Here is a 19428-nt window from a genome sequence, read left to right on the forward strand (position 1 = left end):
GTGCTCCAGCTGCGGAGGCAGCGGGCAGGATTTTCGCACGTCAGGAGGCGAGTGGGTTTGATGACGGATCCGAGAATTAGTGTCATCTTTTCGTCCTTCAACGGCGCCAGCAGACGGCTTCAACAGATGCTGGATTCGATGTTGGGGCAAAACCTTCCAGTCGAACAATGGGAATTGATTTCCGTCAACAACAACAGTAAAGACGAAACACAGGAGCTTCTCGATCAATATGCAAAGAAGCTTCCAATTGTTGTTGTCAATCATGCCCGCCCAGGCAAATCAGGAGCTATGAACGCAGCTCTGGCGATAGCTCGAGGAGCGCTGATCGTTTTTACGGACGACGACGTCGAGGCAGATGCGAACTGGTTGAGTTCGATCGCTGCATGCGCGGAGGGGAACCCGGATTTCGGCGTTATCGGCGGCCGAATTCTTCCAAATTGGGAGCATTATCCCCATGGGGATCCGCTGTTGGACTGGATTCCCATGGGATCAACCTTCGCCATAGCCGACCAGGAATCCAGTGGCCCATGCGACCCGACAAAAATTTGGGGTCCGAACACAACCGTGCGTCGCGAATTGCTTGCCAGCAATGTTCGATTCCGCGAAGATATCGGGCCGCTTCCAGGAGGTCTTTTCGCAATGGGAGAGGATACGGAAATTGTCAGCCGCCTATCCCGAAGCGGCGTGAAAACCTATCGGTGCGCCGAGGCCATTGTTCATCATTGGATTCCAGCCTCCAGCGTGACAGAGGCTTGGGTACAGAAGCGTGGGGAACGTCTTGGCTATGGAATGCCGGCGCTCTTCGCCGAGGACATTCCAAAAGGTATAAGGATCGGGGGAATCCCCTTAAGAACCTGGATCGAGAGCGCCAACTGGGCGGTTCGGGCAGCCCTCCTTTACCCGTTGCCGCGATCAAAGAAGCGGTTCTGGGCCATCTGGAAGTACTATTACATGCGTGGCTACCGCGCCGGACTTCGCCGATACGCACCGGCAGTAAATCATTCTGGTCGACTAGCGCAGGAGGTCGTGCATTGAAATTATCGGTGCTTATCAACAATTTCAATTACGGCCAGTATTTGCGCCCATGCATCGACAGTGTTCTGTCGCAGGTCTATCGCGACTTCGAAGTGATCGTGGTCGACGATGGTTCCACCGATGATTCCCAAGAGATTCTTGCTTCCTATGGCGAGCGGATCCTGACCGTGTTGAAGGAAAATGGCGGCCAGGCCTCGAGCTTCAATGCGGGTTTTGCGGCTGCAAGTGGCAATATCCTTTTTCTCCTCGATGCCGATGATACGTTTCTGCCCGGCAAACTCGCCCGCATCGCCGAGATCTACGATCGCAACGAGATCGACTGGTGCTTCGACCGCGTGACGACCAATGAAGACGACCAGCCTCCTGCGGAGCTGCAGGTGACGCTGTTCGACAAGCGGGATACGCTGCGCAGAGGCGGCTTTCCCTCGCTTCCGGTTCCGACATCGGGCTTGAGCTTCCGCCGCGATCTGCTGTCTCAGATCCTGCCAATGTCTGTCGCGAAAGACGTCGTCCTCAGCGACAATTACATCAAGTTTGCCGCCGCCTATCTGGGTCGCGGCGCGATCGTCGAAACTCCGCTGACGTTTCAGCGCATTCATGCGTCGAATCGCTACACGGGCACAAGCAGGGCAAAGACGCTGCGCCCACGGATCATGATCGCGACAGGGCTGGAACTGGCGCGCCGCTATGACGGGCTGCAGGCACTCGGCAAGAGCCTCGTGGCCGGCGGCATTGCCGAAACGACATCGCTGCTGAAGCTTCGGGGCGAAGCTCGCAACACGGTGGCCGGCGGTCCGTTCGGCGATGCTGCCGCGACCGAAGTGGCCTTGATGGCGGCGCGCAAGCGTTTGGGAAATATGCTGCGGAGAGGACAGTCATGAATCAGCAAGAGACTTCTCCGCATTCATCCGTCGGCACAGAAGCAGGCGCCGCGCCGCTGAAGATCGCCGTCGGCGTGCTGACCTATCGCCGCCTCGACGGGATCGCCAAGCTGCTTGACGTCATGACGCGCCAGGTCAGGCACCCGGGTCGTCCCTTTCATCTCACCATGGTGATCGTGGATAATGATGCGGCCGGCAGCGCAAGGGCCACGGTAGAGAGCTTTGGCCAAACAGGTGCCTACGACCTGATCTACGTCATCGAACAAAACCAGGGCATACCCTTTGCACGCAATCGCGCACTGGATTCAGCGCCTCCCGGCACTGACCTCTTCTGCTTTCTCGACGATGACGAATGGCCGGTCGACGGCTGGCTGGACGCAATGCTGGAGACACGGGAGAAAAACCGCGCCGATTGCGTCTACGGCCCCGTCCAACCGGTCTATCCCGAAAACCCGCCGGAATATTTCATCAAGGCAAAGGTGTTCGAGCGCAAGAAGAACACGGACGGTCAACGCATTTCTTATGCGGCCTCGAACAACGTCATGTTCGACTATCCCCTGATCCGCTCATGGAATCTGCGTTTTGAAGAGAAGATGCGCTTCACCGGGGGCACGGATTACCTCTTCTTCAACCAAGCCATCCGCCGTGGCATGCAGGTCTTCTGGGCTGACAAGGCGCTTGTCCATGATATCGTTCCGGCCAGCCGGATGACCTGGAAATGGGTATTGCAAAGACAATACCGGCTCGGCAATACCTTCGCAGTCAGCGAGGTCCTGCATGGTAACCTCAAGCGTCGGATCTATCGCGCGGCCTATGGCGCCACGAGAGTGATCCTCGGACTGGTCATGCTGCCGGCGATCTTGATTTCACCCTATTGGGGCATGCGAGCCCTCACCCATGTTCTGCGCGGCGCGGGCATGGTTAACGGGATTCTCGGCCATGCATACCAGGAATACAAGCCCAATGCCGCTCTCTGATATTTGTTTGCGCGAGCGCCCTTGGAAGAGTTTTGACCCTTATTATGTTCCAGTTGAAAATATCATGAGTGATTGGCTGTCCATGAACTTCAAGGCTTCAATCAACCGGGCCAAAAATGGTACACTTCTATTGAACTATCGTGACACAATCGCTGTTCGTACAGAACGGTTTTTCGCCCCTATCATCGGTCAAATATAGGAGATGCCTGTCTATGACTGAGAAAAAATTGAAGGTTCTCGCTGCATCGTCAGGAGGCGGCCACTGGGAGCAGTTGATGGCCATGCGCGGCGCATTCGAGGGCTGCGATATCGTCTTTGCAACGACCATCCCGGGACTGCTTGCAAAATACGATATTCGGGACGGACTAGTGCTTCCCGATTGCAGCCGCGACTCGATTACCATGTCGATCCGGTGCTTTTTCAGCGCCTTTTCCATCGTCATCAAACAGAGGCCCGACGTTGTCATCTCGACCGGTGCCGCGCCCGGGCTTTTTTGCCTGCTTGCCGGTAAATTGACGGGCAAGCGGACGATCTGGATCGATAGCGTCGCCAATGTCGAGAAGCTGTCCCTGTCGGGTAAATTGGCCGGCCATATTGCGACGCTCTGGCTCACGCAGTGGCAGCATCTCTCACGGCCGGATGGCCCCCATTACGCAGGAGCTGTCCTTTGATCCTTGTCACCGTCGGAACGCAGCTGCCGTTTGATCGCCTCGTCAAATCTGTCGACACCTTCGCAAAGGAACTGTCCAAACCGGTTCTGGCGCAGATCGGCAAGGGCACCTACACGCCACAGAACATGAAATGGATCAAGAATATCGAGCCCGCGGACTTCGATAGAGTCTTTTTCGATGCAAGTGTCATCGTCTCTCACGCGGGAATTGGCACTGTGCTTACGGCGAAACGGTTTGGAAAGCCGATCATTCTCGTTCCTCGGCAGGCATCTCTCGGCGAGCATAGAAACGATCATCAGCTTGCCACGGTAGGCCAGCTCGCAGGCCGACCGGGTATCTACGTTGCACATACCGATGACGATCTCAGGAACTATCTGCTCGAAGACCTGGATAGCCCGTCTCACGAAGACTCGTCGGAGGCCGGTCGGGCTTCACTGGTCACCTACCTGAAAAGCTATATCGCGGCAGTCTGACCCCCGAGGGCCGCCAGGGATTGTGGCGGGCAATGAGAGAATTTTTCATTCTCCGCAATTGTTGCCGGCGATACGTTTGACGAGTTCAGGCGCGATGATTTTGGCGGCCATCTCGGGCAGAGGATGCACACCATCAGGAATTGCCGCGGCCAGATCATCCGGTGTGAGACGCTCCCAGTGCGGCCGGTGGTCGACAAACTCCAGACCACGTTTTTCCGCCTCCGCCTGATGGGCAGAGACATAGCTATCGGCAAAGGGGCGGATTAGCCCCCGCAGCCCTGAAAACGGATTCATGGCCATGACGATGATCCGCGCTTGCGGCAGGCGCTGCCGGAGCTGGTCGAGGATGTCGCCGATATTCTTTCGGCTTTGCGCAAGCGACACGAACCGATGCAATGTCGCATCGTTGGCGTAGAGTTCAATCAGGACGATATCCGGCCGCGCGGCAACGACGCGATCAACTTGGGTAAGGCCCCATTGTGACGTCTCGCCGCTCTTTGCAACGCTCTCGACTTTCACGGGCCTTTGCAGGCAGGCTGAAAGCCCTGTCTCGAGAGCGGGCTGCCATCCCCCGCGGGCCGTCAAGGATGTTCCGAAAGCCACGATTTTCAGCGGCTGAGGACTATCGGCATGGCCGTTTTTGACCGCTGAAAACATCACCAGACACGCCAGAAACAGAACCAGTCCACAAGCCGGTCGCCTCTCAGTCGGCGCCGCTCGCCACAGCAGCAAACACATCATGGGGAGACCTTGCAGCGGGCTTGAGACAATTTCGTGAAGGCCGATCATGCCCGTTCGAGCAAGGCGAAACTATCCAACCTCAGCTTGGCGGATGGCTGCTTTGAGACGTCCGGGCTCTTAACGACGCAAAACAGCCGCCAATCACTCCTGGCGAAATACGTGCTGCATCTGATCGGTCAGCGGCTTCGTCAGATAGGATATGACGGTCCGGTCGCCGATCTTGATAAAGACCTCGGCCGGCATGCCGGGATAGAGCTTTATCGTCTTCATCCTGGCAATGCTTTCAGCTTTCGGCTTGACGCGCAGGGGATAGTAGCTGATGCCCGTGCGCTCATCCTTGACGATATCAGGGGCGATTGAGGTAATCTCACCGCTCACATCAGGCGTCGTGCGTTGATCGAAAGCACTGAAACGCACATCGACCGACTGGCCGACGTGAACCTGGTCAATATCGCGGGTGGCGACTTTCGCCTCGACCGTAAGTTCGTTATTTTCGGGAACGACGAGCATCAACGTCTGGCCGGGATCGATGACACCATTGACGGTGTGAACCGAAAGTTCGTGAACTCGCCCAGTCAGCGGCGCGGTTATGTCGAGTCGGTGCAGCTGATCGAGTGCGGTTCCGCGGCGCTCTTCATATTCGGCGATCTGCGCCTCGACGTCGGTCAGGTCCTTTGCGATCTCCGAACGACGATCCTCATCCAGCTGGATCGACTGGCGATCGATCTCGATTGCCTTACCCTCGGCCTCCGCCTTTGCTGCGATTTCCTGGCCGCTGTTGCCCTGGAGATCGGCGCGTGCGCGCTTGAGCGTATTCAAACGCTGAAGCGTGACAAGCCCCTTCTTGTAGAGCGTATCAATGCCCTCAAGCTCCTGTTCAATCAAGCCCAAGGCATCGTTGGTGGCGTTGATCTGAACGACCAACCCCTTTACCTGCTCGCCCAGTTGGTCCTTGCGCGATGCCAACTGGCTCTTCATTCCGATAAGCGCCGTCCTGCGACTGTCGAACAACTTCTGCTCACCATCGAGAAGCTTCTCCGCGGAGGTGCTGGATGTCAGATCACTGATGTTTTCCTCGACCTCGAACGAATCGGAACCGATTCGCTCCGCCTTCAGACGGGCGCGGCGCGCATAAAGCTGAGCGAGCGTGCTTTCGACAATCGAGAGGTTCGCTCTTGTCGTCGTCCCATCGAGCCGTATCAGCACCTGCCCTGCCGTCACATGGTCGTTTTCGGCAACCAGCAATTCCGACACGATACCACCTGTCAGGTGCTGGACCTTCTTGACATCGCCGTCGACGACGATCACGCCCTCGCCGATGACTGCGCTCGAAAGCTCTGTCGTCGCTGCCCAACCGCCGATGCCGCAAACGAGGGCTATAGACAGCACACCGACAACGGCAACATGCCGATTGAGGGAGCGTTTCGATTCACTGATAACTTTACTCACAATCTTCCTTCTGGCCTATTCGGCCGCATTCATGCCGTCGACCACGACTTTAAGCTGAGCCACGCGCTCGGCAATCGGCGTGCGCGCCGCTTCCGGCCGGCTGACCCTTGCCAGAACTTCCTCTTTGGGACCGAACGCGATCATGCGGCCATCCTGCATCATCAGCACGAAGTCGCAGACCGCCAGAACGCCGGACCGATGTGCGATGACAACGACAATGCCGCCGCGCGCCCGCACGCTCATGATCGCGGCACTCAGCGCCCGCTCGCCTTCTTCATCGAGATTGGAGTTCGGCTCGTCGAGCACGACGAGGAATGGGTCGCCGTAAAGCGCTCTTGCCAGCGCGATACGCTGCCTCTGGCCGGCCGAAAGCGCGGCACCGCCTTCTCCGATTTCGGTTTCGTAACCGTTCGGCAGACGAAGGATAAGATCGTGAACACGCGCCGCCCTCGCTGCGGCAACCACTGCCTCGGGCGACATCTCCTTCGCGAAGCGGCAGATATTCTGCGCGACGGTCCCGGAGAAAAGCTCCACATCCTGCGGGAGATAGCCGATATGCCGGCCAAGTGCGTCACCGTCCCACTGGTCGAGTGCCGCGCCATCAAGGCGAATGGATCCTCTGACGGTCGGCCAGATGCCCATCATCGCCCGCGCCAGCGACGACTTACCCGAGGCACTGTAACCAATGACCCCAAGCGCGCTCCCTGCCCTTAAGCCGAAGCTGACATCGGAGATGACCAGGCGCTGACCCGCCGGCGGTCCGCTCGCCAGGCCCTCGACAGTGACTTGCTTGGTAGGCGCAGCGAGCGCAAGCGGGGCTGGAATCTCAGGAATGGTTTTCAGCAGGCTCGAAAGCCGCCCCCAGCTCTGCTGAGCAGAAACGAAACCACGCCAATTTCCGATCGCCGCTTCGACAGGCGCCAGGGCGCGAGAGGTCAATATCGAGCCGGCGATGATAATTCCCGAAGAGGCCTGCCCTTGAATGACCAGGATTGCGCCGGTCGCGAGCGTCCCCGATTGCAAAGCAATACGGAAAATCTTCGACAAGGTCGCATATCCATTGCCGACATCCGATGCCTGCCGGGTGATCGTCCGGTATTCACTGTTCTTGCGGTCCCAGATTTCGGCCATCGTGCCTGCCATGCCCATGGCGTGAATGACCTCGGAGTTGCGGATCGAGGTCTGCGCGAAAGCATTCCGCATATTGGCGGAGTCAGACTGCTTTTTTGAGAGCGTCCGCGTTCCCTGATTGGTCATGAACGTCAGGATGGCGAGAACCAGCGATCCACCGATCGCGATATATCCGATCGCCGGATGGAATAGGAAGCAGATCACGATATAGAAAGGCAACCACGGCAGATCGAACATCGCTGTCGGGCCCATACCGGACAGGAAGGTTCTGATCTGGTCGAAGTCGCGCAACGGCTGAAGCCCGTCGCCGCCGATTTTGACCTTCAGCGGAGCCTTGATAAGTGCCCGGAACACACGTCCGTTCACCATCTCGTCAAGCGAACCGGCAACACGCACGAGCATCCTGCTTCGCAGAACCTCGAACGCACCTTGAAAGGCGTAAAGCATTAACGCAAGCATTGCCAGCGCAGCCAGCGAGGGTATGCTTTTGCTGGGGATGACCCGGTCATACACCTCAAGCATAAAAAATGAACTTGTAAGATAGAGGATATTGATAAGCGCGCTTGCTATTCCAATGAAAACAAGACCCCCCTTGCATTTCCTCAATGCTTTGGATGGCTCGCTGACATCAGCTGCTGAACTCTGAAACACGAAGTAATCCCTCTCTTACCGCATAACCCATAGGCATACATGCCAGCGCACCGCGGCTACGGACCCATCAAGCCCGATCAATGACACAGCCGCATCTGGATCGGCGGCACCGGCGCCGATCCTCCGCTTGCAAACTCACTACTTATTATATGAATCCCACCAAAAAATGACCAAAAACATCCAATTTATAGCGCGCGATTTTCAGGGGTTCTAACTTGACGCTACGCTAAATATACCGGCCTAAGCAAGTGAAAATCGCAAACCGCCCAATAACGGCTCAAAGGGATGGCCGTACCGCGTGCATAAACACGATGTTTACTGGGGCATTAACTATATATTCAGTCTATATTTCTCTCTGAAGATGACAGACTCAGACCAGCGAATGTGAGCTATGGAATGCATCTACGTTGATGGAGACGCTCAACGAGTCCGTATCGATGTGCGAAGCACCGTCAGAGATCTTGTACTGGAAGGATTCGCTGACGTTTCCGCTAATGCCGGCGAGTTTTGCCGCATCGACCGTATAGGTATAGTCGCCATCGCAGTCGACATGCATGAAGCCGTATTTCCCCGTCAGCGTCAGCCCATGCTTGTCCACAGCACTGTCACCGAAGCGGCGGAGCAGCACAGTCCCATTGGAGGCACTGTCGTTTTCGAGGAGATTGCCGTGATAGGCGCTGCCGGTGTCGGTCGAGATTTTCAGACTGTCATGAACCGCGACGATTCTTGGCGTCGCAACCAGCGGCGCGGTATGCGTTTCCGTTGCGGGTGCCGGGGTAATTGTTTGCGGCTGCGCTGGTACTTCCACATGCTGCTCGACGACTGGCACGGTAGGCGTCTGCTCAATGTTGGATGACGTATTGCTGTTCGTGCTGCCAGCGGCGCCGTCAAGCTCGGCCTGCGCTTGTTCGAGCGTCTTGTTCTCGCCGATGGAGAACGTGTTCTGAGCAGCAATTGCGAGCGGCATCGTCAGCGTCGATACCAGGCTGTCGATGATATTGTCATGAAAAGAACCCGATGCGGACCTGTCAACCTTCAGCGCTGACGAGGACAGGTCGTCAAAGACATTGTCATGGATATCGATGTTCTCACGAACGTAGTTTGGATAGCCCGCTGCGCTAACCAGCACGCCATAAACACCACCATGCACATAGTTTCCGCTGATGTCATAGTTCTTCGCATCGCCCTGATCGCCAAGGCCGATACCGTAGGACCAGCTATAGCCGCCGTATCCCGAGATGTCGTTGTCGTGGATGGCGATATTCGTGCCCGCCTGGGCACTCAACCCAAAGCCGCCGCCGATGAGCGTGTTGCCATCGACCACGGCGTTTACAGCCCTGACCAACACGAGGACACCCTTGGCGCTATTGGTCTCCGTCTGCTCCAGATGATTGTCCTTGACAAGAATATTGCTGCTATCATTGAGCTGGATAGCGTCTGCCGCTGCACCCTGGCTGTTGGTGACGGTATTGTTGATGAGGGTGACACCGTTGACCTTGTCCATCCAAATGCCATCGGCATGCACCCCGGTCAGCTTGCTGTTCTCAATCGTGATGTTCTGGCTGCTTTGGAAGCTGATCGAGCCGGGCTTTCCAGCAAGGCCTGTATTTGTCACCTCGACGTTGCGAACCGTCCAGTTCGACACATTCCCTGCATAGATCGCGTTGGCGCCGGTATCGGCGATCTTGATGTTCTCGATGACGATATTCGAAGCCTTGGAACCGTGGATGCCGTCATTGCTGCTGTGAATGACCGGCGCATCGCCAACACCGTAACTGCCGATCGTGATGGGAGCGGCGACGCTGCCGGAGTATTTCAAATCGAACTGTTCGTTGAACACGCTTCCCGCAGCCAGGAGCACGCTATCGCCCGGATTGAGCTTGAGCGCCTCGACAGCGGAAAGCGTCGCGAAAGCCGCCTGCTCGCTCACTCCACTGTTCTGATTGGATCCCGTTGCCGAATTTACATAGTAGACGGTCACGCCATGGTCTCCCAAAGATACTGGAAAACCTTTTACCCGCGGACCTCTCTCTGCCTCCTAAAATGGAACACTAAAATACGTTCTATCTAGCGATAATTCTTATGTCCGCTACAAAATATCTTCATTTCTCGAATATTTCGCATTGCAAAAAAAGTTGCACTGCACAATTGTGAACAAATTAGTTGATATCGGCAGTGGCAATAAGATTATCTTCTAGAACACGCATCTTAATTTGTAAAAGTTGCGCCTCGAAAGAGGCATTACTTGATAAACATATGTGACAAGAGAACGACATCAGTTACTTCTCCGAAAAGCATGAGATAGAGCGGGCAACGAAACAAAACAGCGATATCACGCCATAGCCCGTAGTGATTATATCAACATCTCATCTGCACATCAGAACCTCAACGTATTCTTATAAATTGCCCCTGAATAAACATTCTTCCCTTCCGAAGAAACATGAATTCATATCTGTCGTTTGACATTTTCACTTATTATTAACGCAATAAACACCAGGCACCTCATTGTCTTATGCCAATTGAAGGTGTGTCATTATTGTACAATACACCCCAAAATGTTCACTTGCTGTTAATAACACCCTTGACTCTCTGTATTAAGATATCCTTAATCGGGCGGCTCGCTAAAGGTCAGAATTGACCTAGCAAAGAACAATTCAAGGAGAGAACCGATGGCTGTTCACGCAACCGACGATAGTGCAACATTCCTGGAAACCGACGCCATTTCAGGAAACCTGCTTTCCAACGATTCATCCGATAACGGACACTTGTTTCTGCGCGCCTTCGACGGCGCGAGCGTTGGCGCCAAGAGCGGCAACAGCCAGATCACAGAGATCCAGGGCGACTACGGCACCTTCTTCGTCAAGCCCGATGGCAGCTACACCTATGTGCTAAGCGATGCTGCCAAGGTCAACTTCACCAATGGTGAGTTGCTCCAGGAGAAAGTCGCGTACAAGATTTCCGACGGCAGCGGTCATACCGATGTCGGCCTGTTCACCCTGAACATTCAGGGCGTAACCCAGGTAAAGCCGATCGCGGTCGACGACCACTACAGCTTCACCGAGGGTGACGCCATCGGTGGCAACGCCCTAGATAACGACATTGCCGGCGACAATGGTCATCTCTTCCTCCGCCAGTTCGCCAACACGACCGTAAACGGCGATCCAAGCGCAACGACCGACGTTGCCGGCACGTATGGTACGTTCCATGTCAAGGCGGATGGAACATTCACCTATGATCTGGCAGCAGATATCGCTCCGGGCGATCACGTCACGGAAACCATCCAGTTCTACAAGATCTCCGATGGCGAAGGCCACACCGACGTCGGCGTTCTGACACTCAACATCACTGGCGCGGACGCAGACGTCTGATCATTCGATAACCAACTAAAGAACAACGCCCGCCGCGCAGATGGCGGGCGTTGTTTTATACAAGTTGAGCCGCGTCACGAGAATGAGCAGTAGGTGCTCAACGGTCGGCAACCATTTACACCGCTTCGAGCTTTCGGCAATATTCGGAACGATCACCCCGGAACAGCACGAATTATATGCAGTCCGGTGCCGTTTGAGCTTGGAAATGTCTCCAAAAGCCTGCTTCGTTGATTTACTTGCTGCAACGCTGTCGGAACCGCGCCGTCGCAGCGTCTCCGACGCTCGTCCAGGCTGGATCGAAGATCGGACGAAGCTGCGGGCTGATCTCTCTTATCGTGGCATTGACCCTGCAACGATCGCCCAGTTTCAGCATGGTCGTGAGATCGCTGTCGAGCGCGCTCTTTGCCGCGGCAAGTGTTGCATCGGTGAAATCGTTCCAGAAGTAAAATCGCGTCAGGATCATCACCTCGTCGTAAGGCGCGAGCACAACCGAACGCTTCATCATCCCCGCAATCGCGACCGGTTCTTCCGCAATTGTCGACTGCACGGCCGCAAGACGAAGCCAAAAATTGCTATTCGTCGGCATACACGAAAGCGCATACCGCAGATACTGACGTGCACTCGACGCCGCAGCCGCCCAGGCGTCGTAGTTGACATTGACATTCTGCCGATCGAGTTGCGCCAGAACGAGGGTTACGCCAGCAGCCACAATGTCGGATCGGCAATATTGACCGTCAACGACGTCGACACTACGCGACGCATATTTGGTCACGACATCGTCCGCGACGGTCTCTCCACGCTCGATCCTTTCGGCGACGATCGAGATGCTGGCCGTTCTTATCGAAGCGTACAGCTCTCGACCGGCCAGCACCACAAAGACGACGGTGACGATAACGAAAGCGATCCTGGTAACCGAAACGAACTGACCGCGGAACATCAGCTTTCGGTATAGTATCGCGAATAGCGCTTATAATAATACTCGCTCGAACCGAATGTCCGGTAAAGTTTCATCTGCGACGGGTCGACCTTGGTCAATATAGTACCAACGCATTTCGCATAGAGTTCCGGCTCGGACAGCAGGGTCGACTGCACGACCTTGCGCGATGTCTTTCCCCACTCGATAACGAAAACCACCGCATCGAGCTTCGAATTGATGGCGCGTGCATCCACGACCGGCGCCAAGGGGGGCAGGTCGACGATAATATAATCGAAGCTTTGACGCGCCGTTTGAAGAAGCTGATCCATGCCGCGTGACGCAAGCAGCTCCGACGAATGCGGAACACGATACCGTGCCACCGTCGGCAAAAATGCCAGCTTTGTTTTGGGATCGAGAAGGATCAGATCCTTGAGCGGACGGCTGTCGACAATCGCCTCGAGCAAGCCGGCCTCGGCATGGCGGCCGATCGCCCGGGTGGCGCCGGGATTGCGCATGTCGCCGTCGATAAGCAGGCAACGCGCACCCTGCATTGCCAGGAGCTTGGCAAAATTGATGGATGTCGTCGACTTCCCCTCGCCGGGCAAGCTCGACACGACGCCGATGACCTTGCAGCGCTGATCGGCAGCACTGAGGTCGATGGCAATCTTGGCGCTTCGAAGCGTCTCGGCAAATGCCGAGAGCGGATGCTCCTCGACATAGGTCGTGGTCTTCCCGCCCCTGGCGATGCTTCGCGGATTGCTGGGATCAACGAGCGTCGGATCGTCGACGTTATTTTCAATCAGCGGCATGACACCGAGAGACTCGACATCAAGCACGTCCCGGACATCATCGCCGGTGCGGAAGAACCGATCCCGGAATTCGCGGAAGGCTGCGATACCACTTCCGAATGCACAACCCAGGAACATCGCGAAAGCAACGACGAGGGCTCTCTTCGGAGCGCTCGGCTTCGTCGGCGTCTCCGCCGTCGTGATGATGCGCGCAGCGGTAATCGGAAAGCTCTGCTGCTGAATTGCTTCCTGATAACGCGTCAGGAAGCTCTGATAGAGATTCTTGTAGGTATCGCGCGTGCGCTCGAGCTCGCGGAGCTGCACTTGCGTTTCGCCAGCCGTTGCAGCAACGCCCGTCGCCTGTGTGACACTGTCGCGCAAAGAATTTTCCCGCGATTTCGCGACCTGCAGCTCGCTTTGGTAGCTCTCGGCGATGCGGTTCAACTCATCGAACATGAGCCTTTTATATTCTTCCATTTCCGCACGAAGCCGAACCGCCTGGACGTGATCGGGACCGAGCCGCGCCTCAATTTCAGTTTCGAGCTTGGAAGCCTCCAGATACTTCTTGCGCAGGTCGTTCGAAATGGAGCTATCGAGCACATCCGTGACGATCGCATCGGTCTGCTTAGCGTCGATGATCGACTTGACGCGCGCATATTTTGCCTCGGCCTTCGCCGTCTCGGCCTGCGCATTGATCAATTGGGTATTGATCTCGGAAAGCTGCTGATCGCTGATCAGCGTACCGGATCCAGCCTCGACAAGTCCATGCTCGCTGCGGAATTTTTGCACGGCGAGGTCCGTGTCCAGCGCCTGCTGCCGGAGCTCTTCGATACGCTCCTGTAGCCACTCGCCGGCCCGGCGTGTCGCCTCGTATTTCGAATTGAGCTTGTCGACCAGATAGACGTCGGCGATGGCAGCCGCGATATCACGCGCTAGATCCGGTGACTGCGAGGTATAGCTGACATCGAGAACATAGGATTTGCCGACGCGTTCGACATCGATATTGCCTGCGACAGTCTCGGCAGCGCCTCGCCGCCTCATTTCCGGATCAGGTGCGACGGCTGCGTCATCGGCAAACCACGACCGAAAATTCATGAAGGATTTTAACGTTGAGACAGAAAAAAGCGAGCTTTTCGGTCCCATGAACTCCGGATTGTCGACGAGTTTCAGCTTGTCGACGACGGCATAGGCGATGGTGTCGGACTTCAAAAGCTCGACCTGACTGAGGACAGTACCTTCATCATCGTCCATCTGGCCGAAAGCCGCCAGCTGGTTGATCACCTGGCTATCGCTGCGGTCGATCAGCACGCTTGTGTCGGCGGTGTAGACAGGCACCGAAGTCAGGACATACACAATGCCCAGAATGGCGAAGGCGAAACCGCACGCCGCAACCATCCGCCACTGTCGGCGGGCGATTGCGATGAGCTTGTCGAAATCGATGAAGTCAGCTTCGTTTCCCGTATCGCGGGAGGGGTCGATACGTGGCGTAAGTTTATCTGGCGATAGCAATTTCGATCTCCAACAAAGGCGTCAAGTGCTAAGATCTACGGGCAATTCCAGCTATTGTATGACCGGGACACTCTGACTCGTCGACTGCGTCGGATCGGTGGACGACTGCCCTCCCGCTCCTGTGCTGACGATCGTAGTCGTGGTCGTTGAACTATCTGCGCCGGCATTTGAAACCTTCAGCGTACCGGCGGTCGTCGCGCTGCCGTCAAACGGCGTACCGTCGTCTGCCCCAGGCCCCGTCTGGCCAATCGACCCATCATTGCCGATACCGGATGCGGCTGCTGCAGCACTTCCACCCGGACCAAGAGCTGCGGTCCCGCCTTCGGCGAGAACCTTCGCAAAGGCGGCAAGCAGCGGCGCGAGATTGGGATCGGCAATCGCCGCGTCGGCAACGGCTTTTTCGATCGCCAGCTTGAACTGCGGATCCGGCACCTGACAGCTGTTTGCGGCCCGCGCCAGACCGGAGCCGATAGCCGCCATCTGTGCGGCGCTGGCCTTCTTGGCCTGCTCGATCACCAGCGACAGCGCGTCATTGCTGCTCCCGACCAGCGCGCGAACACGCGATGACAAAACCAACGGATCGGACATGTCGAGCAGAACGGCGGGATTAGCTGAAAATCCACTAATATCGCCGGAAGCCAGACTTGCCGGACCCAAGCAAGCTGCCGCAAAAGCGCTTGAATTCATGCCGGCAAACATCGCGACGACAATTCCGCTATACGCAAGCTTACGATAAACACCAGACCTTGCCATAACCATCGTCCTTCATCAAATCCGCTATATAGGCCGCCGTCATTGATCTTTCGCGATCGATGACAGCCCGCCTATGTCAATCAATTTCCAAGATCCTGGACCGCGTTACGGGTATCATTCGCATCGTCGGTCACGCCGGAAACAGTGGACGATACCGAGTTTACGATGTCAAGGAACTTGACCAATTCAACAGAGTCCGAATTGGAAATATAGATAATATCCTTGTCTTCCATCTTGAATTGCTGAACGGCAAACAAGGTTGCCGGATCGCGAAGATTGGCGCGGATGATCACCGGAACCGTTTCACCCGTAAACCTCGTCGCGTCCACGTGCATCGCTGCAACCGTTTTCTTGGGGACAAGGCGGTAGAGCAGGACCTGAGCCGGATCAGCGCGGTCGTCGCGCAGGCCGCCCGCCTTGGCGATTGCCTCTCCAAGGGTCAGGTCGGATTCTTCGAAATCGAAGCGGCCACTCGTGCCTGCGGCGCCGAGCATAAGATAGGTACGGCGCTCATGATCGATCGAGATCGTATCATCCGGTGCGACATAGATATTTTCGGCCGGGTTCTTCAACAGCGTCGTGTAGGCGACAGTTGCCGTCTTGCCGCGACGCTGCAGCGTCACATTCGTCTCGATATTGTTGGTCGTCAAACCGCCCGCGGCGGAAATGACATCGAGAACACGCTCACCGGCCGGGCTGATCTCGATGCGCTGGGGATTGTTGACATCACCGAGCACCGCAACCTGACTGGAGCGACTCGTCGTCGTCGTAATAACCACCTGCGGCTCGATCGCGCGGCTCGCCAGGCGATCTTCGACGTCCTGCTCCACGGTCTCCTTGAGGCGACCGGCAGCCGGAACCCGACCTGCATAGGGAATTGTGATCGTCCCGTTTCTATCGATAGTCTGGCTCGGCAAAGAGATGTAATTACCCGGTCGACTACCGGCATCGGACGGAATGAAAAGACCGCCGGACTGAGCTTCGAAGATGGCGACCTCAACGACGTCACCGTAACCGAGCGGAATTTCAGGCGCCCCGCCTCGACCACCGCCAAACCCCTTGAAGGAGGTCGGCTGGGGAGCGGAAAAATACGACAGGACGTTCTTGCTGAGATCAATCAGGGCGTAGTCGATACCGACCCGCCGCTCCTTCGTTGTCACTTTCACTGCTGCATCCCGATCAACATCTTTGTGATCGGGGCCGGATCTTGGCAACGATGTGCAGCTTGCCAATATAGTCGTTAGCGCTACAACAATGGCGACGCGTGTACTACCGATACGAGAACAACCCATAGAATACCCTGTGTTGACGCCCCTGACGCTACTGCTCCGCAATCTGACAAAATACAAGACGATCCCCGATCAATAACACTGAAAGCCGATTAACATTCCCCTAACTGTGGCAGGCTGGCAACGCCGAGCCCTTTAGGAAGCGAAAACCGACTTCGGTCCGACTTTTCTGGCGTCGCAACAATCCGAAGGCTGCACCCGCTATAAAATTTCTTGGGTTTCAGAGTCAACCGTTCGCACCTGCACAATCGATCTTTTCCGAAAATCTTATTAAAATCCATCCATTTAAACTTTAAGTGGTTAACGGCCGCTCATATGCCATGTCCGCCTCTCCGTTGCTACGCCCGAGGCTTATCGCGACAACCGCACTGAGGAAGGCGGAGTAAAACACCGCAAAACCCGGTATCTGCAGCGAAAAGTCGACCGCCGCATGAAGGGCGACCAAAACCGTCGCCGCCAGGCCAAGAAGAACATAGTGCCTCAGACGCCGTCTTTGGGCGAGCCCGCGCCAGAACACCCTGGCAAGCACCGAGAAGGTAAGGACCGCCGTAATCGGGAACAATATTCCGAGGCCCAGAAATCCTTCAAGATAGAAATTATGCGCGCGGTCGAAGACCCCGAAAATTCCGCAAGCCGGATCGCGGTAGGCGGAAAACACCGTCCGGAAGGTTCCGAGCCCCGTCCCCGTCCACCAGTGATCCGAAATGGCACGCCATATGCCAGGCAGAATGCAGAACCGATCATCATCCTCGAGCCGCCGCTCTTGCGCGCGCAAAATCGCCTGGCCTGCAAACACCGTCAGTAACACTACGACGAACCCAATCGCCGAGAGGAGCTTCAGCATCGAACGCCATCTTGGCGCCGGTCTCAGCTGACGTCTCGAGCCGTTCCAATTGATGACAAGCCATGGAAAATAGATGAGAGCGGCAACAAAGGTCGCAAAGATCCCGGCGCGCGAGCGGCTCAGCATCAGCGCGGTGAAGCATGCGCACAAGAGCAGGATATAGATCCACGATCTCAAGAGAAGCGCGTTTCGGCCCGGCTCGCCGGGCGGATAGTTCGAATAGGCTCGGGTAATGTCCCTGACCAGGGTCAGCATCAGCAGCGTTCCAAGCCCGAGGAAGGTCGCGGCGGTATTGCGGTTGACGAAGACCGCAGTCAGGCTGTCGAGGTAGGCGCGTTTCTCCACGACGATCAGGATGTTGGGAAACAGCAAAAACTGCAGCAGGCCGAAAACAGCGATGATGCCCGCGGTAAGCCCGAGCCCGGTGAGCACTTTCCGCGCGCGCTGATCGGTATCGCATAAGAGAAGCCCGGTCAGAAATGTGACGAAAGGCAGGGCGACCCAGAGGATCGACGCGAGCGTGTCGGCCGGTTCGACCGAGATCGCCGCGGACTGGGCACCTGCCAGGTCACGCGCGGCATTCCAGGCGGGATTCGCCAACCAATTGGCGGGCGGTTCGATGGTTTGGATGAACGCCCAGCCCGCCAGGACGACGAGTAGAAACAAAGCGATACTGAAAACCCATCTGCTTTGTCTCGGCTCTCTGAACAGCAGTCCCGAAATGATGGCGAGGGCAAACATCCCGATCGCGGCGAAGGCGAAGGGAAAGGGCGTAACGCTCCCGAACGGTATGAGCGTCAATATAACGAGGCCGATGAAGGCAAAAAGCAAAACCTCTCGCAAGACCCGCTTATTGATGAGGTTGGAGAACATGTGAATTCGTTTACCAGAGTAGACGGCGACCAAAGCCATTGCAACCAAAGAGATTAATTTACTCGTACTAACATAAGTTGAACATCAAGCACTTGCGTGCTAAAGTGTAACAGAATTCCACATCGTTTAAAATTGTCGCGAAAGGTTTAAGCCAATCGAGACAAGGCCCGGCTATGCTCCTTCCAAGCAGCAGAAACGGGACAGATATTCTGCGCCCAATACTTGGCAGATCATCAGATCGCCATGCCATTGACCGAGAAAAAAGGCAAGCCTGATCTCAATCGGTTGTCCTGACGGGGATTTAAGAGATGAAGAAAACATTCGTTACACTTCTGGCACTGGCCCTTACAGCAGGCAATGCGTGCTCGGCGTTTGCCGCCGGTCCCGCAGGTTTTGCCCGCGGTCTGACCGGTAATTCGGCGGTCAGTTATATCTCTGAAAAAGGCAAGATCATTCCGCCTTTCGCCCAGGTGCTGTTCTGCGCCCAGAACCCGACCGAATGCCGCGACAACAATGGTTTGGCGGTCGTTGCGCTGACGGACAAGCAAATGCTGCAACTGAAGGATGTCAACACCGCCGTCAATCGTACGATGATCGGCCGGAACGACTCCCGCAACGAACTGAATGGCGACGTCTGGAAGGTGAATGTGCGCAGCGGCGATTGCGAAGATTTCGCTTTGACCAAGCGCAGCCGGCTGATCGCGATGGGCTGGTCGTCGCGCGCTTTGCGGATCGCGACGGCATATACGCCCTCCGGTGAAGGACATGCGGTCCTCGTCGTCAGAACCGACAAGGGCGATCTCGTCCTCGACAACAGGAAAAGCAGCATCAAGAACTGGCGCGATACCGATCTGCGCTGGGACAAGATTCAATCGGGGACAGACCCCTACGTCTGGTACCGGCTATAACGGCCGAGGCAGCGACATAGACTGATTGATCCTGTTTCCGGATTGAAGTCGAGCCTGCTCTGACGAGCCGCTCGACTTGTCATATCGCCCACACAAACCTATGTTTTGGCTATCGACGGGGCAGCGCGCGGCAAGCTGCGGTGCCCGGAGTTCGGTATTCGATGTGGGTTT

17 protein-coding genes are annotated in these 19428 nt (G+C 56.2%); 8 read left to right on the forward strand and 9 right to left on the reverse strand.

What is annotated here, in order from left to right:
- The first annotated feature begins 60 nt into the window (after positions 1–60).
- Genes CUJ84_RS17115 through CUJ84_RS17135 form a run of 6 tightly spaced genes read left to right on the forward strand, consistent with a single transcriptional unit; the run spans position 61 to position 4037 of the window.
- Positions 61–1035: a glycosyltransferase gene (locus tag CUJ84_RS17115; protein ID WP_105007090.1), complete on the forward strand. Its 975-nt coding sequence runs from the start codon at positions 61–63 to the stop codon at positions 1033–1035.
- On the forward strand, positions 1032–1916 hold the full coding sequence (locus tag CUJ84_RS17120) for a glycosyltransferase family 2 protein (protein ID WP_105007091.1): 885 nt from the start codon (positions 1032–1034) through the stop codon (positions 1914–1916). The genes CUJ84_RS17115 and CUJ84_RS17120 overlap by 4 nt, the downstream gene beginning before the upstream one ends.
- Positions 1913–2893, forward strand: coding sequence for a glycosyltransferase family A protein (locus CUJ84_RS17125; RefSeq protein WP_105007092.1), 981 nt, complete (start codon positions 1913–1915; stop codon positions 2891–2893). Before CUJ84_RS17120 ends, CUJ84_RS17125 begins: the two co-directional genes overlap by 4 nt.
- Positions 2880–3092, forward strand: a complete 213-nt coding sequence (locus CUJ84_RS38005) for a hypothetical protein (RefSeq protein ID WP_128410300.1) — start codon at positions 2880–2882, stop codon at positions 3090–3092. The genes CUJ84_RS17125 and CUJ84_RS38005 overlap by 14 nt, the downstream gene beginning before the upstream one ends.
- 13 nt (positions 3093–3105) lie before the next feature.
- A complete protein-coding gene (locus tag CUJ84_RS17130) occupies positions 3106–3564 on the forward strand; it encodes a glucuronosyltransferase (protein WP_027683437.1) in 459 nt (152 codons plus the stop codon).
- The gene (locus tag CUJ84_RS17135; protein ID WP_027683436.1) at positions 3561–4037 is read left to right on the forward strand and encodes a glycosyltransferase; all 477 of its coding nucleotides are present in this window, start codon (positions 3561–3563) and stop codon (positions 4035–4037) included. Before CUJ84_RS17130 ends, CUJ84_RS17135 begins: the two co-directional genes overlap by 4 nt.
- Positions 4038–4082: 45 nt before the next feature.
- Here CUJ84_RS17135 and CUJ84_RS17140 read toward each other — a convergent pair whose 3' ends face one another.
- The 4 genes from CUJ84_RS17140 to CUJ84_RS17155 form a co-directional block, all read right to left on the reverse strand.
- Positions 4083–4778 (reverse strand): SGNH/GDSL hydrolase family protein, encoded by a 696-nt coding sequence (locus CUJ84_RS17140; protein WP_105008220.1) that lies wholly within the window; start codon positions 4776–4778, stop codon positions 4083–4085.
- A gap of 141 nt (positions 4779–4919) precedes the next feature.
- Positions 4920–6227: an HlyD family type I secretion periplasmic adaptor subunit gene (locus CUJ84_RS17145; RefSeq protein ID WP_027683434.1), complete on the reverse strand. Its 1308-nt coding sequence runs from the start codon at positions 6225–6227 to the stop codon at positions 4920–4922.
- 15 nt (positions 6228–6242) lie between these two features.
- Positions 6243–8009, reverse strand: a complete 1767-nt coding sequence (locus tag CUJ84_RS17150) for a type I secretion system permease/ATPase (RefSeq protein WP_105007093.1) — start codon at positions 8007–8009, stop codon at positions 6243–6245.
- 370 nt (positions 8010–8379) lie between these two features.
- Positions 8380–9990, reverse strand: a complete 1611-nt coding sequence (locus tag CUJ84_RS17155; RefSeq protein ID WP_105007094.1) for a right-handed parallel beta-helix repeat-containing protein — start codon at positions 9988–9990, stop codon at positions 8380–8382.
- 688 nt (positions 9991–10678) lie between these two features.
- Here CUJ84_RS17155 and CUJ84_RS17160 point away from each other — a divergent pair.
- Entirely contained in the window at positions 10679–11377 is a 699-nt protein-coding gene (locus tag CUJ84_RS17160) for an Ig-like domain-containing protein (protein ID WP_105007095.1), read from the forward strand.
- Between the two features lie 232 nt (positions 11378–11609).
- Here CUJ84_RS17160 and CUJ84_RS17165 read toward each other — a convergent pair whose 3' ends face one another.
- From CUJ84_RS17165 to CUJ84_RS17185, 5 genes are all read right to left on the reverse strand, one after another.
- Positions 11610–12314 (reverse strand): hypothetical protein, encoded by a 705-nt coding sequence (locus tag CUJ84_RS17165; RefSeq protein WP_105007096.1) that lies wholly within the window; start codon positions 12312–12314, stop codon positions 11610–11612.
- Positions 12314–14590 carry a polysaccharide biosynthesis tyrosine autokinase gene (locus CUJ84_RS17170; RefSeq protein WP_105007097.1) on the reverse strand — a complete coding sequence of 759 codons (2277 nt, stop codon included), beginning with the start codon at positions 14588–14590 and terminating at the stop codon, positions 12314–12316. Before CUJ84_RS17170 ends, CUJ84_RS17165 begins: the two co-directional genes overlap by 1 nt.
- Positions 14591–14641: 51 nt before the next feature.
- Positions 14642–15349 (reverse strand): sugar transporter, encoded by a 708-nt coding sequence (locus CUJ84_RS17175; RefSeq protein ID WP_105007098.1) that lies wholly within the window; start codon positions 15347–15349, stop codon positions 14642–14644.
- 74 nt (positions 15350–15423) lie between these two features.
- The gene (locus CUJ84_RS17180; RefSeq protein ID WP_105007099.1) at positions 15424–16635 is read right to left on the reverse strand and encodes a polysaccharide biosynthesis/export family protein; all 1212 of its coding nucleotides are present in this window, start codon (positions 16633–16635) and stop codon (positions 15424–15426) included.
- Between the two features lie 289 nt (positions 16636–16924).
- Positions 16925–18349: an O-antigen ligase family protein gene (locus CUJ84_RS17185; RefSeq protein WP_105007100.1), complete on the reverse strand. Its 1425-nt coding sequence runs from the start codon at positions 18347–18349 to the stop codon at positions 16925–16927.
- A 308-nt stretch (positions 18350–18657) separates the two neighbouring features.
- On the opposite strand from CUJ84_RS17185, the gene CUJ84_RS17190 reads away from it, so the two are divergent.
- The gene (locus CUJ84_RS17190; RefSeq protein WP_024319421.1) at positions 18658–19257 is read left to right on the forward strand and encodes a transglutaminase-like cysteine peptidase; all 600 of its coding nucleotides are present in this window, start codon (positions 18658–18660) and stop codon (positions 19255–19257) included.
- The last annotated feature ends 171 nt before the right edge of the window (positions 19258–19428 follow it).

Origin of the sequence: Rhizobium leguminosarum (assembly GCF_002953715.1) — a bacterium.
Classification (GTDB): domain Bacteria; phylum Pseudomonadota; class Alphaproteobacteria; order Rhizobiales; family Rhizobiaceae; genus Rhizobium; species Rhizobium leguminosarum_V.

What these genes read in the sequence shown, in the direction of transcription:
- CUJ84_RS17115 (WP_105007090.1), top strand. Translation starts at nt 61, where the DNA reads ATGACGGATCCGAGAATTAGTGTCATCTTTTCGTCCTTCAACGGCGCC.
- CUJ84_RS17125 (WP_105007092.1), top strand. Translation starts at nt 1,913, where the DNA reads ATGAATCAGCAAGAGACTTCTCCGCATTCATCCGTCGGCACAGAAGCA.
- CUJ84_RS38005 (WP_128410300.1), top strand. Translation starts at nt 2,880, where the DNA reads ATGCCGCTCTCTGATATTTGTTTGCGCGAGCGCCCTTGGAAGAGTTTT.
- CUJ84_RS17130 (WP_027683437.1), top strand. Translation starts at nt 3,106, where the DNA reads ATGACTGAGAAAAAATTGAAGGTTCTCGCTGCATCGTCAGGAGGCGGC.
- CUJ84_RS17140 (WP_105008220.1), bottom strand. Translation starts at nt 4,778, where the DNA reads ATGATGTGTTTGCTGCTGTGGCGAGCGGCGCCGACTGAGAGGCGACCG.
- CUJ84_RS17160 (WP_105007095.1), top strand. Translation starts at nt 10,679, where the DNA reads ATGGCTGTTCACGCAACCGACGATAGTGCAACATTCCTGGAAACCGAC.
- CUJ84_RS17165 (WP_105007096.1), bottom strand. Translation starts at nt 12,314, where the DNA reads ATGTTCCGCGGTCAGTTCGTTTCGGTTACCAGGATCGCTTTCGTTATC.
- CUJ84_RS17175 (WP_105007098.1), bottom strand. Translation starts at nt 15,349, where the DNA reads ATGGTTATGGCAAGGTCTGGTGTTTATCGTAAGCTTGCGTATAGCGGA.
- CUJ84_RS17180 (WP_105007099.1), bottom strand. Translation starts at nt 16,635, where the DNA reads ATGGGTTGTTCTCGTATCGGTAGTACACGCGTCGCCATTGTTGTAGCG.
- CUJ84_RS17185 (WP_105007100.1), bottom strand. Translation starts at nt 18,349, where the DNA reads ATGTTCTCCAACCTCATCAATAAGCGGGTCTTGCGAGAGGTTTTGCTT.
- CUJ84_RS17190 (WP_024319421.1), top strand. Translation starts at nt 18,658, where the DNA reads ATGAAGAAAACATTCGTTACACTTCTGGCACTGGCCCTTACAGCAGGC.